A 13988-nucleotide genomic window follows, 5' to 3' on the forward strand; every position below is an offset into this window, starting at 1 on the left:
GCTGCTCCTCGCGGACGTTTTCCCACTTGATACAACCGATAGGTTAGTCGGCACGATTCCGGTCAGCGCGGTGACGTAGGCAACCGCACTGAATGTTTACCCGGATATCAGCGGTTTCAACGCTTCGCCCACCTCGGTGACACCGCCTGGCACGTAGCCGCCGATGGTGACCGGGCTGAGGATGACCCCGTCCACGCCGACGTCGAAGAGCTTGGTCTTGAGTTGCTCGACGATTTGCTCGGGGCTGCCGAACACCGCGCGCTGCTTGAAGTCGGGCGGGATGGCGTCGGCGGTGAAGTTCTCGCCGATCAGGGCGATCACCAGCATGCTGGTCTCCAGCGTCGCGGGATCCCGGTCGATCTGCTCGCACTGCTGCCGGATGACGTCGAGCTTTCGCGGCAGCTCGTCGAAGTTGGCGATGATGTTGAGGTGGTCGAAGTGCCGCGCCGCCATCGGGATGGTCTTCTTCTCGCCGCTGCCGCCGATCATCAACGGAATGTGCTCGCGGAACCGGGGTTCGGCGAACGCCTCCTGAGTGCGGTAGTAGGCGCCGTCGACCGTGACGCGTTCGCCCTTGAGCATCGGCACGATGATCTGCAGCGCCTCGTCGAGTTTCTTGAACCGTTCGGTGAACGTGTTGAACTCGAAGCCGAGGCTGTCGTGTTCGAGCTCGAACCAGCCGGTGCCGATGCCGAGGATCGCGCGGCCCTGGCTCATCACGTCCAGCGTGGTGATCGCCTTGGCCAGCAGGGTCGGGTTGCGGTAGGTGTTGCCGGTGACCAGGGTGCCGAGCTGCACCTTCTGGGTCGCGGTGGCCAGCCCGCCGAGTGCGGTGTAGGCCTCCAGCATCGGCTGGTCGGGTGTGCCGAGGCCGGGCAACTGATAGAAGTGGTCCATCACGAAGACGGAATCGAAGCCTGCGTTCTCGGCTTCTTGAGCCTGCGCGATGACCGTCGGGAAGAGCTCGGCTACGCCGGTGCCGTAGGAGAAATTGGGAATCTGGAGTCCGAGTCGGATTGTCACTTCTCCGACCCTAACGCGTTATCCCAAAGTCGCGAGCGCACCGCGGCTGACGTGCAGCGTCTGCCCGGTGATGTGGCGTGCCGCCGACGTGCTCAAAAAGATTGCGAGGCGGGCGAACTCGTCGGCGACCGACGGCGGGGTGGTGCCGAGACCGTCGTAGCCGGGTTCGGCGCTGCGTCCGGCGGCGACCGCGTTCACGGTGATGCCACGGGTGCCGAAGTAGCTCGCCTGTCCGGCGGTCCAATCCGAGAGGGCCGCCTTGACCGCGGCTTCGGCGCTGCCTTCGCGCGGGCTGTCGGGCAGGACGTTGATGATCGAGCCGCCCGAGCGCAGATGGTCACCGACGATCTGCACCGTCAGCGCGGCCGAGACCACGGTGGCGTCGAGGTTGTTGCGCCAGGCCGAGGCCAGATCGGCCAGCGTGTAGGTGCGGGGATCCTTGGCCTCCCACAGCGGGGCAGGCACGTTCACCAGGGTGTCGAGGTGGTGCGGGAACTGGGCGCGGGCGGCTTCGAGGCTCGCCGCGTCGGTGTTGTCGAACACGATCGACTCGACGTCGAGTTCCTTGGCGGCCACTTCGAGATCGTCACGGCGGGCGCCTGCGATGACCACGTTGTGGCCGGCGTCCCGGAAGCCTGCCGCGATCACGCGACCGAGTTCGGTATCGCCGCCGGTGACAAGCACCTCCGCCATGATGTACCTCCATGTACTGCCGGGATCGCCGCGCCGGTTTGGGAGCGATCAACGACCGATGTTACTGGACAGTAGCTAGGTCGCGAAATTCGACGCGCCCTGCCTTGTCCGGCGAGTTCGCCCGCGCGTGTGCAAGGGTTTGTCCAATGAGGCAAACCCTTGCCCTGACCACGGCCGTCGTCGGCTCAATCGGACGTTGAGGACTTCGCCCGGCCTGCCGCGCTGGATCTACCTACCCGCCGCGCTCGGCGCGGCGTTCGTGGTGCTGCCACTGGTGGCGATGGCCGCCCGGGTGGATTGGCCGCGGTTCTGGACACTGATCTCCAGTGACACGTCCACCGCGGCGCTGGTGCTGAGTCTCAAGACCGCTGCGGCGAGCACCGTGCTGTGCCTGCTTCTGGGCGTGCCGCTGGCACTGGTGCTGGCGCGCAACGACGGCAGGCTGGTCCGGCTCACCCGGCCGCTGATCCTGTTGCCGTTGGTGCTGCCCCCGGTCGTGGGCGGGATCGCGCTCCTCTACGCGTTCGGCAGGCTCGGGCTGATCGGGCGGTACCTGGAGGCCGCGGGTGTGCAGATCGCGTTCACGACGGCGGCCGTCGTGCTGGCCCAGGCGTTCGTGTCGTTGCCGTTCCTCGTCATCTCGCTCGAGGGTGCGGCCCGCACCGCGGGGTCGGACTTCGAGGTCGTCGCGGCGACGCTGGGCGCCCGGCCCGGGTCGGTGTGGTGGCGGGTGACGCTGCCGCTGCTCGGACCGGGGTTGGTGTCGGGTGCGGTGTTGGCGTTCGCGCGTGCGCTCGGGGAGTTCGGCGCCACACTCACGTTCGCCGGATCTCGCGCGGGGGTCACCCGGACGCTTCCGCTGGAGGTCTATCTGCAGCGCGAAAGCGATGCCGATGCGGCCGTGGCACTGTCGGTGCTGCTGGTGGCGGTCGCGGCCGTGGTGGTGATCGGCCTGGGCAGCAGGCGCTTGCGGGCCGGAGGCTGGACATGACCCAGCGTCTGCAGGTGCGTGCCGTCGTCGAGCAGCGCGGCCTCGACATCGATTTCGACGTGGCCGCGGGCGAGGTGCTGGCGGTGCTGGGCGCCAACGGCGCGGGCAAGTCGACCACGCTGCACGTGATCGCGGGCCTGATCGACCCGGACGCCGGCCGGGTCCGAGTCGGGGACCGGGTGCTCACCGACACCGCGGCCGGTGTGCAGATCGCCACGCATGACCGCCGGGTCGGCCTGTTGTTGCAGGATCCGCTGCTGTTTCCGCACCTGTCCGTCGAGGCGAACGTCGCGTTCGGCCCCCGCAGCATGCGCCGGTCGTCGCGAACCGCCGCTCGCGATTCCGCGCAGCGGTGGCTGGCCGAGGTGGACGCCGCCGAGCTGGCCGGGCGCCGTCCGCGTCAGCTCTCGGGCGGGCAGGCGCAACGGGTGGCGCTGGCCCGTGCATTGGCCGCCGATCCCGACGTGTTGTTGCTCGACGAACCCTTGACGGGGCTGGACGTGGCGGCGGCCAGCGCGATGCGCAAGGTGCTGCGCCGGGTGCTGACCCGCGAGTCCCGGTGCGCGGTGCTGATCACCCACGATTTGCTCGACGTGCTCACACTCGCCGACCGGGTGCTCGTCCTCGAGTCGGGCAAGATCGTTGAAAACGGTACGACGGCAACGGTTCTCGCGACGCCGCGCAGCCACTTCGCCGCCCGCTTCGCCGGCGTCAACCTGATCGGCGGCACGGCGGCCGAAGGTGGTGTGCTCACCACGGCGTGGAACGCGCACTGGCACGGCACGCCTGCCGACGACGTGATGGCGGGTGCGCGTGCGGTCGCGGTGTTCGCACCGTCGGCGGTGGCGGTGTATCGCGAGGAGCCGCACGGCAGTCCGCGGAACACCATCGCGGTGACGGTCGCGGAACTCGACAGCCGCGGCCCGGGCATCCGGGTGCGCGCCGATGAGCAGCCGGACGGTGCGCCGGGGCTTGCCGCCGACATCACCGCCGAGTCGGCCGCCGAGCTGCGTCTGGCACCGGGGGAGCGGGTGTTCTTCTCGGTCAAGGCTCAGGAAGTGGCCGTCCATCCGGCGCCCTGAGGGGTGCGTAACGGGACGCCGCCGGGCGCCGATGTTCCTGGCAGATTCATCGACGTTAAGGTGTTGCGGGCCACTGTTGCGGGGCTCGGGCGTGGCGCCTGAGGCCTTGTCGTGCCAGCAATTTCGGTGATCGCTGTTGATGTGTGGGTTTGGCGCCCACAGCAATCGTCCAGAAAAACACTCTAAGAGCAACTCACACTTGCGTCACGGCGGTAACACGGTAGTTTCTTCCCCATGGACGAGTCGGACGCGATGTCTCATCGACGCAGAGGCCTGTCGAAGAAGCTGACCCTGGCCGCGATGACCGGCGCGACCGCGGTGGCCGTTGCGCTGCCGTCGGTGGCGCATGCGGAGCCCGCCCCGCCCCCGCCTCCTCCGGCGCCGGGCAACACCTTCCTGCCGGCTCCGCCGCCCGCCGACCCGAACGCGGCCCCGCCGGCGCCTGCGGCTCCCGGTGCCCCTGCTCCCGCGCCGCCGTCTGCCCCCGCGCCCGGCGCTCCCGGTGCACCCGCACCTGCGCCCGCCGATCCGAACGCCCCGCCGCCACCGCCCGCTCCGGAACCGGGTCGGGTGGACAACGCCGCGGGCGGGTTCAGCTACGTCGTGCCTGCCGGTTGGAAGGTCTCGGACGCGACCCAGCTGTCCTACGGTCAGGCGCTGCTGACCAAGATTCCGCCGGAGGGCACGCCGGAACCGCCCAACGACACCAGCGTGCTGTTGGGCCGGCTGGACCTGAAGCTGTTCGCCGGCGCGGAGTCCGACAACAGCAAGGCCGCCGTTCGCCTGGCATCCGACATGGGTGAGTTCTTCATGCCGTTCCCCGGCACCCGGGTGAACCAGGAGACGGTCCCCCTCGATGCGAACGGAATGCCCGGCGTCGCTTCGTATTACGAGGTGAAGTTCACCGACGCCAACAAGCCCAACGGGCAGATCTGGGCCGGCGTCGTCGGCGCACCCACGCCGCCGGGAACGCCGCGCGGTCAGCGCGCGCCCGAGCGGTGGTTCGTGGTGTGGCTCGGCTCGGCCACCAACCCCGTCGACAAGGGTGCCGCGGTGGCGCTGGCCAATTCGATCCGGCCGTGGGCGCCTCCGCCGCCTCCGCCGGCCGATCCGAACGCGCCGCCACCGCCGCCCGCCGACCCGAACGCGCCGCCGGCTCGGCCCGGCGTCGGTGTCCCGGTTCCGGTCACCGACGCGCCGCCGGAGATGTTGCCCCCGGCCTGATCCGCCGGGGTCCTACGGCCCGACGTACGGCACGTTGCCGGCGAGGTTGTTGACGTTGAGCAGGTAGCAGTTGGTGCCACCGAAGCCCATCGCGCCCGCTGTCACGCAGCGCTGGAACGTGCCGTCTTGCGCGATCGGGCCGTCACACGTTGTGCCGCCGCCCCACGGCGTCCAGCCGCCCTGGCATCCGGCACTCGCCGGTGACGCGGTCGCCAACGCGATGCCGCTCGCTGCCAGTACGCCGACCGCCAATCCAATCAGTGCCTTCATCGATGCCTCCTGCGTCAAAGGCCTTATTTGTGTTTGCTGGCAGGCTGCTGTGGCTGGTGTGGCCAATGGGGCAAAAGGTGCTGATGTGAGATAGCCGGCGACAGATCAGCGTCGGCGGGACGGCCCGATGTGGGCTGCGGAGCCGTCCCGGCCACCGGTGCGTCTGCGCTGCACATCGCAACCTTTCCCAACCCGGCGGCGTCAGACCCGGTCGGCGCCGCGCGTATCCACAGCGAGTTGCCAGATATTGACGAGCGTAGCTAGGTAACGGCGTGGCGACAATGTGATATCGGTTTGCCCGGCCCGCTGTTCGCTGACGGCTGACGACCTGGGCCGAACGCTGATCGTTCCCAATTCGCCAACTGAATTGTTACGTTCGGCGGGTAGACCTGAGAAGTGGCTCAGCGAGCCCTGCTGGGCATACCCAGTGACAGGTAGGAGACCTGCAATGGATGTAATGGCAGCTACCGAGATCCTCGCCCGTTCCACGACGTTGACCAGTGTGGGCTGGATCGGCTACATCATCATCGGCGCGATCGCGGGCTGGATCGCAGGCAAGATCGTCAAAGGCGGCGGCTCCGGGATCCTGATGAACATCGTCATCGGCATCGTGGGCGCGCTCATCGGCGGTTTTCTGCTCAGCTTCTTCCTCGACACCGCGGGCGGAGGCTGGTGGTTCACGCTGTTCACCGCGATCCTCGGATCGGTGATCCTGTTGTGGATCGTGGGCTTGGTGACCAATCGCACGTAGCCGCGTTGCGGTCATGACGACGGAGACCATGACCGCATGGCAGGTGGTGCGCCCCGGCCCGGTCGAGACGCGGCCGCTGGAACGTGTCACGGTCCCCAGGCCGGATCCCGCGGCCGGCGAGTTGCTCGTCGCGGTTCGGTCGTGTGGCGTCTGCCGGACCGATCTGCACGTCGCCGAAGGTGATCTGCCCGTGCACCGGCCGCGGGTGATACCGGGGCACGAGGTCGTCGGCGAGGTGGTCGCGGTCGGCCCCGACGCCGAGGGCTTCAGCACCGGTGACCGGGTCGGCATCGCCTGGCTGCGCCACACGTGCGGTGAGTGTGACTACTGCACCCGCGGTCGGGAGAACCTGTGCCCCCGATCCCGCTACACGGGTTGGGATGCCGACGGAGGCTACGCCGAATTCGCCACCGTCCCTGCGGCATTCGCGCACAGATTGCCGCGGGGCTACACCGATACCGAGCTGGCGCCGCTGCTGTGCGCCGGGATCATCGGCTATCGCGCCCTCGCGCGCACCGACCTGCCCGGCGGCGGGCGATTGGGAATCTACGGTTTCGGCGGGAGCGCGCACCTGACCGCGCAGGTCGCCCTGGCGCAGGGCGCGAGAGTGCACGTGATGACGCGCGGCGAGCGGGCTCGCGAACTCGCGCTCGCGCTCGGCGTCGCGTCCGCGCAGGGCAGTGCGGACATGCCACCCGAACCGCTCGACGCCGCCATCCTGTTCGCACCCGTCGGTGATCTGGTGCTTCCCGCGCTTGCCGCCCTCGATCGCGGCGGCGTGCTGGCGATCGCAGGCATCCATCTCAGCGACATCCCGAGCCTGAACTACCAGAAGCACCTGTTCCAGGAACGCGAGATCCGGTCGGTCACCGCCAACACCCGCGCGGACGCTCGCGATTTCCTGGCGTTCGTGGCCGACCATCGTGTCCAGGTCACCACGCCCGAGTACGGCTTGGGCCGCGCCGACCAGGCGCTCGCCGACCTCAGCGCCGGCCGCATCGCGGGCGCGGCGGTGCTGTTGCCCTAACCGTTCTGCCCAGTCGCCCCGGGCACGATTGTCACGCTGGAGTGGCTGCCGACGCCGACAGCCACTCCAGCGTGACAATCGCGGCGGAAGGTCACTTCACAAAGCGGCGAGCGCAGCACCCAGCCGACCGGTCAGGTCGCCGCGGCCGTAGGCGTACAGCGGTCCCGTGCCGTCGCGCAGCAATCGGACCAGCCGGGCCATGCCGCGCGCGCTCACCGGCAGCGGTGAATGCAGACGCAGCGTGATGGCGTCGATGACCGGCTCAGCGGCTTCGATGTTTTTGCGATGCAAGGGAATTCGTGAGGAGAACACCAGCCGGCCGTCCGCGGTGTCATGTAGAGCTCGGCGCAATGTGCGTGCGATGGCTTCACGCTCGGAGATCGAGGTGAGGCGGGTGGCGCGCACGGCGATCGGACTGCCCGGCGGTGTCGGGGCGCCGACGGCCAGTTGAGCATCGAGTTGGCCGGCCCGAAGCCGAGCGATGGCGCGGCATCGCAACGAGGGGCGGCAGTCGATACGTCCGTCGATGGCTCGGTTGTGTGTGGTGGCGGGAGTTGCCGAAATTCGGTTGTCGTTCATCGCCGTTACCTCGTATTTTCTGGTTGTCCGATCCGAAGATCGTGACTATCTAAAACCCTACGCCGGTCATGAGTGACTGGTCAAACGATTTAGGCGGTCACGTGGCGCTAAACTGTGCGCATGACACAGTGGCCAGGCGATTCCGAGACCAAGCCCGCTCCGGAGCCGCTGTCGCGCATCCAAGCCCTCGTGAACACCGTCGAACGCCCCGACGGTGCCGATCGCCTCATCGACACCGCAAACGCGACGCCGTGGCTGGTCGGCAACGGGCTCCTCGGTGACGGTGAAAGCCCGACGGACGCCGAACTGCGCCTAGTGCGTGAGGTTCGGGAGGCCTTGCGCGCGTTGCTGGTTCACAATGCCGGCGGGCCGCCGCCGGACAACGAGTCGCTCGACACCCTGCGCCGCGTCGCGGCGGGCGGGGCAATCCGCGCCGAGCTCGCCGACGGCGACACGGTGGAGCTTTTCGCCGCCGGCGACACCGTCGGCGAGCGGCTCGTGGAGCTGCTGCTCGTGATGCGCGACGCTCAGCGGGACGGGACCTGGGCGCGCCTCAAGGCCTGTGCGAACGACGAATGCGCCTGGGCGTTCTATGACCGGTCCCGCAACCACGGCGGTACGTGGTGCGACATGGCCGACTGCGGAAACAAACTGAAGAACCGCGATTTCCGGGCTCGTAGACGCGCCGAGAGCCGCCGCGCCGCGGGCTGACTCAGGTCGACAGATGCCAGACGAGCGCGGCGGCCAATGCGCCGATGCCATTCAACGACCAGTGCAGCGCGATCGGCGCGATCAGGCTGCCGCTGCGCTTGCGCAACCACGTGAACACGAAACCGGCGACCCCGGTGGCGACCACGGCCAGCACCACCCCGGCGATCATGCCGAAGACGCCGCCGCCGAACAGCCGGGTGAAGCCGACGTTCTCGCTCGTCAACCCGAGCGAACTGGCGATATGCCACAGGCCGAACAACAGTGATCCGCCTGCCGCGACCCCGCGGAAACCCCAGGCCCGGTTCAGCGCCCCGTGCAGGACACCGCGAAACGCCAACTCCTCGGGGATCACGGTCTGCAGCGGGATGATGACCATCGACGCGAGCAGCGCACCCGAGATGGTCGCGTAGTTGTCGTTCATGAACATCGGCCGCGTCCACGGCAGCATCGTGCCGATGGCGATCACCGAGACCACGAGTGCCACCGCCGCCAACGCATAGCCGACGCCGGAGCGCCAGTGCTCGCGACCCAGCCCCAGCTCGGCCCACCCCAGGCCGCGGGCCCGCACGAGGATCAGCAGGCCGATCGCGGCTGCCGGGACGGTCGCCACGCTTGCCCATGGCGTCGTGAAGTGGGCGATCAGGTTGGTGAGCGTCAGGATGACGACGACGATGCCGATGTCGGCGTAGATCCGGAAATGGTGCAGTGCCGACAGCTGAGCGACCAGCGGGTGAGGGTGCGCGGCCACGGCGCTCGAGTCAGACATAACCCCGGCAGTCTACCGGTGATCGGCAACCGCCCAGATCAGTCAGCTTTCCACTGTGAATCCCAGGTCCAGCCCGAGATCGCGGGATCGTCCTCGCCGTGCTCGCGGGTGTAGCTACGGGCGGCAAGGCGGGCGTCGACCATCTCCTGACGCAGGGTCGCTGCGCTCGCGGCGAGCCCCTCGACCCGGTCGATGACGTCCATGACCAGATGGAACCGGTCGAGGTCGTTGAGCATCACCATGTCGAAGGGTGTGGTCGTGGTGCCGCGTTCCTTGAACCCGCGCACGTGGAGCTGGTCATGGTTGGCGTGCCGGTAGGCCAGCCGGTGGATCAGCCACGGATAGCCGTGATAGGCGAAGATGACGGGCTTGTCGGTCGTGAAGATCGAGTCGAACTCGCGGTCGGACAGCCCGTGCGGATGCTCGGACTCGGGCTGCAGCCGCATGATGTCGACGACGTTGACCACGCGGACTTTCACGTCGGGCAGCCGGCGGCGCAGGATGTCGGCCGCGGCCAGGGTCTCCAACGTCGGAATGTCCCCGGCGCACGCGAGCACCACGTCGGGCTCCCCGGTGGTGTTGCTCGCCCATTCCCAGATACCGATGCCGCGCGTGCAGTGGGCGACGGCCTCGTCCATGGTGAGGTAGGTCAACGCCGGTTGCTTGCCCGCGACGATCACATTGACGTACTGCCGACTCCGCAGACAGTGGTCGGCGACCGACAGCAGCGTGTTGGCGTCCGGCGGCAGGTACACCCGCACGACCTCGGGCCGCTTGTTGGCCACGTGGTCGATGAAGCCCGGGTCCTGATGCGACGCGCCGTTGTGGTCCTGCCGCCACACATGCGACGTCAGCAGGTAGTTCAGCGAGGCGATGGGTCGGCGCCAGGACAGATGCGAGCTGCTCGAAAGCCATTTCGCGTGCTGGTTGAGCATCGAGTCGACGATGTGCACGAACGCCTCGTAACAGCTGAACAGCCCGTGGCGCCCGGTCAGCAGATAACCCTCGAGCCAGCCCTGGCACATGTGCTCGGAGAGCACCTCCATCACCCGGCCGTCCGGCGCGAGGTTCTCGTCGTCCGGACTGGTCTCGGCCTGCCAGGCCTTGTCGGTGGTCTCGAAAACCGCCGAGAGCCGGTTGGACGCGGTCTCGTCGGGACCCATCAGCCGGAAGCGGTCGGGGTTACGCGCGATCACGTCCCGAAGGAACGTGCCGAGGACTTTTGTCGCCTCAGCCGTGCCGGTCGCGGGCTTGTCGACGTCGACCGCGTAATTGGTGAAGTCGGGTAGGTCGAGATCACGCAGCAGCAACCCGCCGTTGGCATGAGGGTTGGCACTCATCCGGCGATCACCCGCGGGGGCGAGCGCCCGCAGTTCCTGGCGCAACACGCCGGTGTCGTCGAACAACTCGTCGGGGCGGTAACTGCGCAGCCATTGTTCGAGCGCCGCCCGGTGCTCGGCGTTGGTGCGGGTTTCCGCCAACGGCACCTGATGCGAACGCCACGTCCCTTCCACCTTCTTACCGTCCACCGTTGCCGGGCCGGTCCAGCCTTTGGGCGTGCGCATGATGATCATGGGCCACAGCGGCCGGCCCTGCTCGCCGTCGAGGCGCGCGGCGCGCTGGATCGCCGCGATCTGATCGAAGGCCTCGTCCAGCGCGGTGGCCAACTGCTGGTGGACGTTTGCCGGGTCGTCGCCGGCAACGGTGATCGGGCGGTACCCGTAGCCGTAGAACAGCGATTCGAGCTCCTCCTGCGGAATGCGGGCCAACACCGTGGGATTCGCGATCTTGTAGCCGTTGAGGTGCAGGATCGGCAACACCGCGCCGTCGGTGACCGGATCGAGGAACTTGTTGGAGTGCCAGCTCGTGGCCAACGGACCGGTTTCGGCCTCGCCGTCGCCGACGACGCAGGCCACCACCAGATCCGGATTGTCGAACGCCGCACCATACGCGTGCACCAGCGCATACCCGAGTTCGCCGCCCTCATGGATCGACCCCGGTGTCTCGGCCGCCACGTGGCTGGGGATTCCGCCGGGGAAAGAGAACTGGCGGAACAGCTTTCGCATGCCATCGGCATCCTGGCCGATGCCGGAGTAGACCTCGCTGTAGGTGCCCTCGAGGTAGGCGTTGGCCACCAGGCCGGGGCCGCCGTGACCCGGTCCGGTGATGTAGATGACGTTGGAATCCCGATCTCGGATGATGCGGTTGAGGTGGGCGTAGATGAGGTTGAGCCCCGGGGTCGTACCCCAGTGGCCGAGAAGTCTCGGCTTGATGTGCTCGGGCGACAGCGGCTCGGACAACAGAGGGTTGTCCAAGAGGTAGATCTGGCCGACCGACAGGTAGTTGGCAGCGCGCCAGTACGCATCGAGCAGTTCGAGTTCCTTGTCGGTCAGGGCCGGGGATAGGGTCGCGTCGCTCATAGCTCCATGGTGACGGTTGCGGGTGAATACTGCGTGCGATCGGAGTACCCGAACGCACGCCGGATAACCAACTCGCGGGGTCGGGGTCGGGGTTCGGCGGCCAATGACGTTCTGGCGCAATGGTGCAGTTGAATGCCGTCGACGGCACTCGACCGCGCAATCGCCGGTGTGCCGCGTCGGCTAGTTTCTACTGCATGTCAATCGACCCGACGACGCCGGTGCTGGTCGGCTACGGCCAGATCAACCAGCACGACGACAACCCCGATGTGGAGCCCGTCGACCTGATGGCCGCGGCGGCCAGGGCGGCGGCCGATCCGCGGGTGTTGCAGGCGGTCGATTCCGTGCGCGTGGTCAATCTGCTGTCGTGGCACTACCGCGATCCGGGTCTGCTACTTGCGCAACGCATCCGGGCGGAGCATGCCACCACCCGTTACACCGGGGTCGGCGGCAACGTGCCGCAGACGCTGGTCAACGAGGCGTGCCTGGACCTCATCGCCGGTCGCGCCGGGGTGGTGCTGATCGCGGGCGCCGAGACATGGCGGACCCGCAGCCGGCTGCGGGCCCGCGGCGCCAGGCCGGAGTGGACGCGTCAGGACGACTCCGTGCCGGAGGCGCCCGGCGCGCACGAGGGCGTGCCGATGGCAGGCGATGCCGAGCTGCGCATCAACCTGGACCGCCCGGCCTTCGTCTACCCGATGTTCGAGCAGGCGCTGCGCATCGCGGCGGGGGAGACGCCCGATGAGCACCGGCGCCGGATCGGCGAGTTGTGGTCGGGATTCAGTGCGGTCGCGGCCGGGAACGGCCACGCCTGGAGCCGGGATCGGTTGACCGCGGAGCAGATTTCCGAGCCGGGCCCGGACAACCGGATGATCAGTTGGCCCTACACCAAGCTGATGAACTCCAACAACATGGTCGATCAAGGCGCCGTCCTCATCCTGACCACCGCGGAGAAGGCGAGCTACCTTCAGATCCCGAGGGACCGTTGGGTTTTCCCGTACGCCGGGACCGATTCGCACGACACTTACGCGATCGGCGAACGGGCCGAGTTGCACCGGTCCCCAGCGATCCGGATCGCCGGCCGGCGGGTGCTCGAGCTCGCCGAGGTCGGTGTCGACGACATCGATCTGATCGACGTCTATTCGTGCTTCCCGTCGGCCGTTCAGGTCGCGGCCAACGAACTCGGGTTGCCGCTGTCCGATCCCGCGCGTTCGCTCACCGTCACGGGCGGCCTGACCTTCGCCGGGGGACCGTGGAACAACTATGTGAGCCATTCGATCGCCACCATGGCCGAAAGGCTCGTCGCGAACCCCGGCGCGCGCGGCCTGATCACCGCCAACGGCGGCTATCTGACCAAGCACAGCTTCGGTGTGTACGGAACCGAGCCGCCGCAGCACGGATTCCGTTGGGAGGATGTGCAATCCACGGTCGACGCCGAACCGGTCCGCAAGCTGGCGGTCGAGTGGTCCGGCACGGGCACCGTGGAATCGTGGACCACGCCGTTCAATCGCGAAGGGCTTCCGGAGAAGGCCTTCCTGGCCGTCCGCACCCCCGACGATGCGCGCACGCTCGCGCGCATCACCGACGGGTCCGAGGCGGCCGCGACCGTGGCGGAAGACATCGCCGGCGCGCAGGTGCGCGTGCACCCCGACGGCACCGCGTCGTTGCTGTAGCTACTTGATCGTGTAGCCGCCGTCGATCACAAGATCGGCGCCGTTGATCATCTCGGCCGCATCGGATGCCAGGAAGACCGCGGCAGCCGCGATCTCATCGGGGTAGGCGAAACGCCCGGTCGGAATCAGCTTCTTGAGTGCGTCGCCCTTGGGGCCGTCCCAGGCGCGGTGCCCCAATTCGGTGAGCACCACGGTCGGCGAGATGGTGTTGACCCGCACGCCGCGGCCACCCCATTCGGCGGCAAGGACTTTCGAGACGCCGACGACGCCGAACTTCGAGGCGCAGTAGGCCACGTGCTGATCGAGCGCGACGGTGGCGGCCTGCGAGGCCATGTTGATGATCGACCCGCCACCGGCCTGCAGCATCTGGTTGCCCACCGCCTGGCACATCAGGAATGTGCCGCGCAGGTTGACGTCGATCGTGGTGTCCCAGTCCGACAGTGACAGTTCCTCGGCAGGCGCCAGACGCGCGATGCCCGCGCTGTTGACCAGGATGTCGATGCGCCCGAACGCGTCGACAACCGACCCGACGGCCTCGCGCACCGAGTCCGGATCGGCGACGTCACAGTGGAATCCACGACTGCCTGCGCCGAGTTCCTGAGCGGCCTGCTCGGCGCCCGACGTGTTGAGGTCAAGAGCGGCGATCCGTGCACCTTTTTTGACGTAGGCCGCGGCGATCGCCGCGCCGATACCGGAGGCGGCACCGGTCACCAGCGCCGTCTTGCCGTCCAGCCGGAAGTCGAAATCCACTGCGCGCGGCTGTGTTTGCGTCATCGAGAAA

Annotated in this window: 14 protein-coding genes; 7 read left to right on the plus strand and 7 right to left on the minus strand. The window is 68.1% G+C overall.

The window, feature by feature from the left end:
• Window positions 1-96 precede the first annotated feature (96 nt).
• Both ACOI2T_RS16175 and ACOI2T_RS16180 read right to left on the minus strand, forming a co-directional pair.
• Complete coding sequence (locus ACOI2T_RS16175; protein WP_085145557.1) at window positions 97-1023, minus strand: LLM class F420-dependent oxidoreductase; 927 nt, start codon at window positions 1021-1023, stop codon at window positions 97-99.
• 18 nt (window positions 1024-1041) lie between these two features.
• Window positions 1042-1716, minus strand: coding sequence for an SDR family oxidoreductase (locus ACOI2T_RS16180; protein ID WP_409505356.1), 675 nt, complete (start codon window positions 1714-1716; stop codon window positions 1042-1044).
• A gap of 196 nt (window positions 1717-1912) precedes the next feature.
• Between ACOI2T_RS16180 and ACOI2T_RS16185 the strand changes: the two genes are divergently transcribed.
• From ACOI2T_RS16185 to ACOI2T_RS16195, 3 genes are all read left to right on the plus strand, one after another.
• Window positions 1913-2707 (plus strand): ABC transporter permease, encoded by a 795-nt coding sequence (locus tag ACOI2T_RS16185; protein WP_409505357.1) that lies wholly within the window; start codon window positions 1913-1915, stop codon window positions 2705-2707.
• Entirely contained in the window at window positions 2704-3789 is a 1086-nt protein-coding gene (locus ACOI2T_RS16190) for a sulfate/molybdate ABC transporter ATP-binding protein (protein WP_409505358.1), read from the plus strand. Before ACOI2T_RS16185 ends, ACOI2T_RS16190 begins: the two co-directional genes overlap by 4 nt.
• 234 nt (window positions 3790-4023) lie before the next feature.
• The gene (locus ACOI2T_RS16195) at window positions 4024-5013 is read left to right on the plus strand and encodes an alanine and proline-rich secreted protein Apa (RefSeq protein WP_409505359.1); all 990 of its coding nucleotides are present in this window, start codon (window positions 4024-4026) and stop codon (window positions 5011-5013) included.
• Window positions 5014-5025: 12 nt separating this feature from the next.
• On the opposite strand, the gene ACOI2T_RS16200 is transcribed toward ACOI2T_RS16195, so the two are convergent.
• Window positions 5026-5283: a CDGP domain-containing protein gene (locus tag ACOI2T_RS16200; RefSeq protein ID WP_067851853.1), complete on the minus strand. Its 258-nt coding sequence runs from the start codon at window positions 5281-5283 to the stop codon at window positions 5026-5028.
• Between the two features lie 448 nt (window positions 5284-5731).
• Between ACOI2T_RS16200 and ACOI2T_RS16205 the strand changes: the two genes are divergently transcribed.
• Both ACOI2T_RS16205 and ACOI2T_RS16210 read left to right on the plus strand, forming a co-directional pair.
• A complete protein-coding gene (locus tag ACOI2T_RS16205) occupies window positions 5732-6034 on the plus strand; it encodes a GlsB/YeaQ/YmgE family stress response membrane protein (protein WP_409505360.1) in 303 nt (100 codons plus the stop codon).
• Window positions 6035-6047: 13 nt separating this feature from the next.
• Entirely contained in the window at window positions 6048-7061 is a 1014-nt protein-coding gene (locus ACOI2T_RS16210; protein WP_409505361.1) for a zinc-binding alcohol dehydrogenase family protein, read from the plus strand.
• A 96-nt stretch (window positions 7062-7157) separates the two neighbouring features.
• Here the strand turns inward: ACOI2T_RS16210 and ACOI2T_RS16215 are convergent, their stop codons facing one another.
• The gene (locus tag ACOI2T_RS16215; RefSeq protein ID WP_409505362.1) at window positions 7158-7640 is read right to left on the minus strand and encodes a hypothetical protein; all 483 of its coding nucleotides are present in this window, start codon (window positions 7638-7640) and stop codon (window positions 7158-7160) included.
• Window positions 7641-7760: 120 nt separating this feature from the next.
• Between ACOI2T_RS16215 and ACOI2T_RS16220 the strand changes: the two genes are divergently transcribed.
• Entirely contained in the window at window positions 7761-8351 is a 591-nt protein-coding gene (locus tag ACOI2T_RS16220) for a CGNR zinc finger domain-containing protein (protein WP_409505363.1), read from the plus strand.
• A gap of 1 nt (window position 8352) precedes the next feature.
• On the opposite strand, the gene ACOI2T_RS16225 is transcribed toward ACOI2T_RS16220, so the two are convergent.
• Both ACOI2T_RS16225 and ACOI2T_RS16230 read right to left on the minus strand, forming a co-directional pair.
• On the minus strand, window positions 8353-9117 hold the full coding sequence (locus ACOI2T_RS16225) for a CPBP family intramembrane glutamic endopeptidase (protein WP_409505364.1): 765 nt from the start codon (window positions 9115-9117) through the stop codon (window positions 8353-8355).
• A 38-nt stretch (window positions 9118-9155) separates the two neighbouring features.
• Window positions 9156-11537 carry a phosphoketolase family protein gene (locus ACOI2T_RS16230; RefSeq protein ID WP_409505365.1) on the minus strand — a complete coding sequence of 794 codons (2382 nt, stop codon included), beginning with the start codon at window positions 11535-11537 and terminating at the stop codon, window positions 9156-9158.
• A gap of 194 nt (window positions 11538-11731) precedes the next feature.
• Between ACOI2T_RS16230 and ACOI2T_RS16235 the strand changes: the two genes are divergently transcribed.
• The gene (locus ACOI2T_RS16235) at window positions 11732-13207 is read left to right on the plus strand and encodes an acetyl-CoA acetyltransferase (protein ID WP_409505366.1); all 1476 of its coding nucleotides are present in this window, start codon (window positions 11732-11734) and stop codon (window positions 13205-13207) included.
• Here the strand turns inward: ACOI2T_RS16235 and dthD are convergent, their stop codons facing one another.
• Window positions 13208-13981, minus strand: coding sequence for a D-threitol dehydrogenase (dthD, locus tag ACOI2T_RS16240; protein ID WP_409505367.1), 774 nt, complete (start codon window positions 13979-13981; stop codon window positions 13208-13210).
• Window positions 13982-13988 lie beyond the last annotated feature (7 nt).

It is taken from the genome of Mycolicibacterium wolinskyi str. Jessa 2025, from assembly GCF_049241375.1.
GTDB lineage: Bacteria > Actinomycetota > Actinomycetes > Mycobacteriales > Mycobacteriaceae > Mycobacterium > Mycobacterium wolinskyi.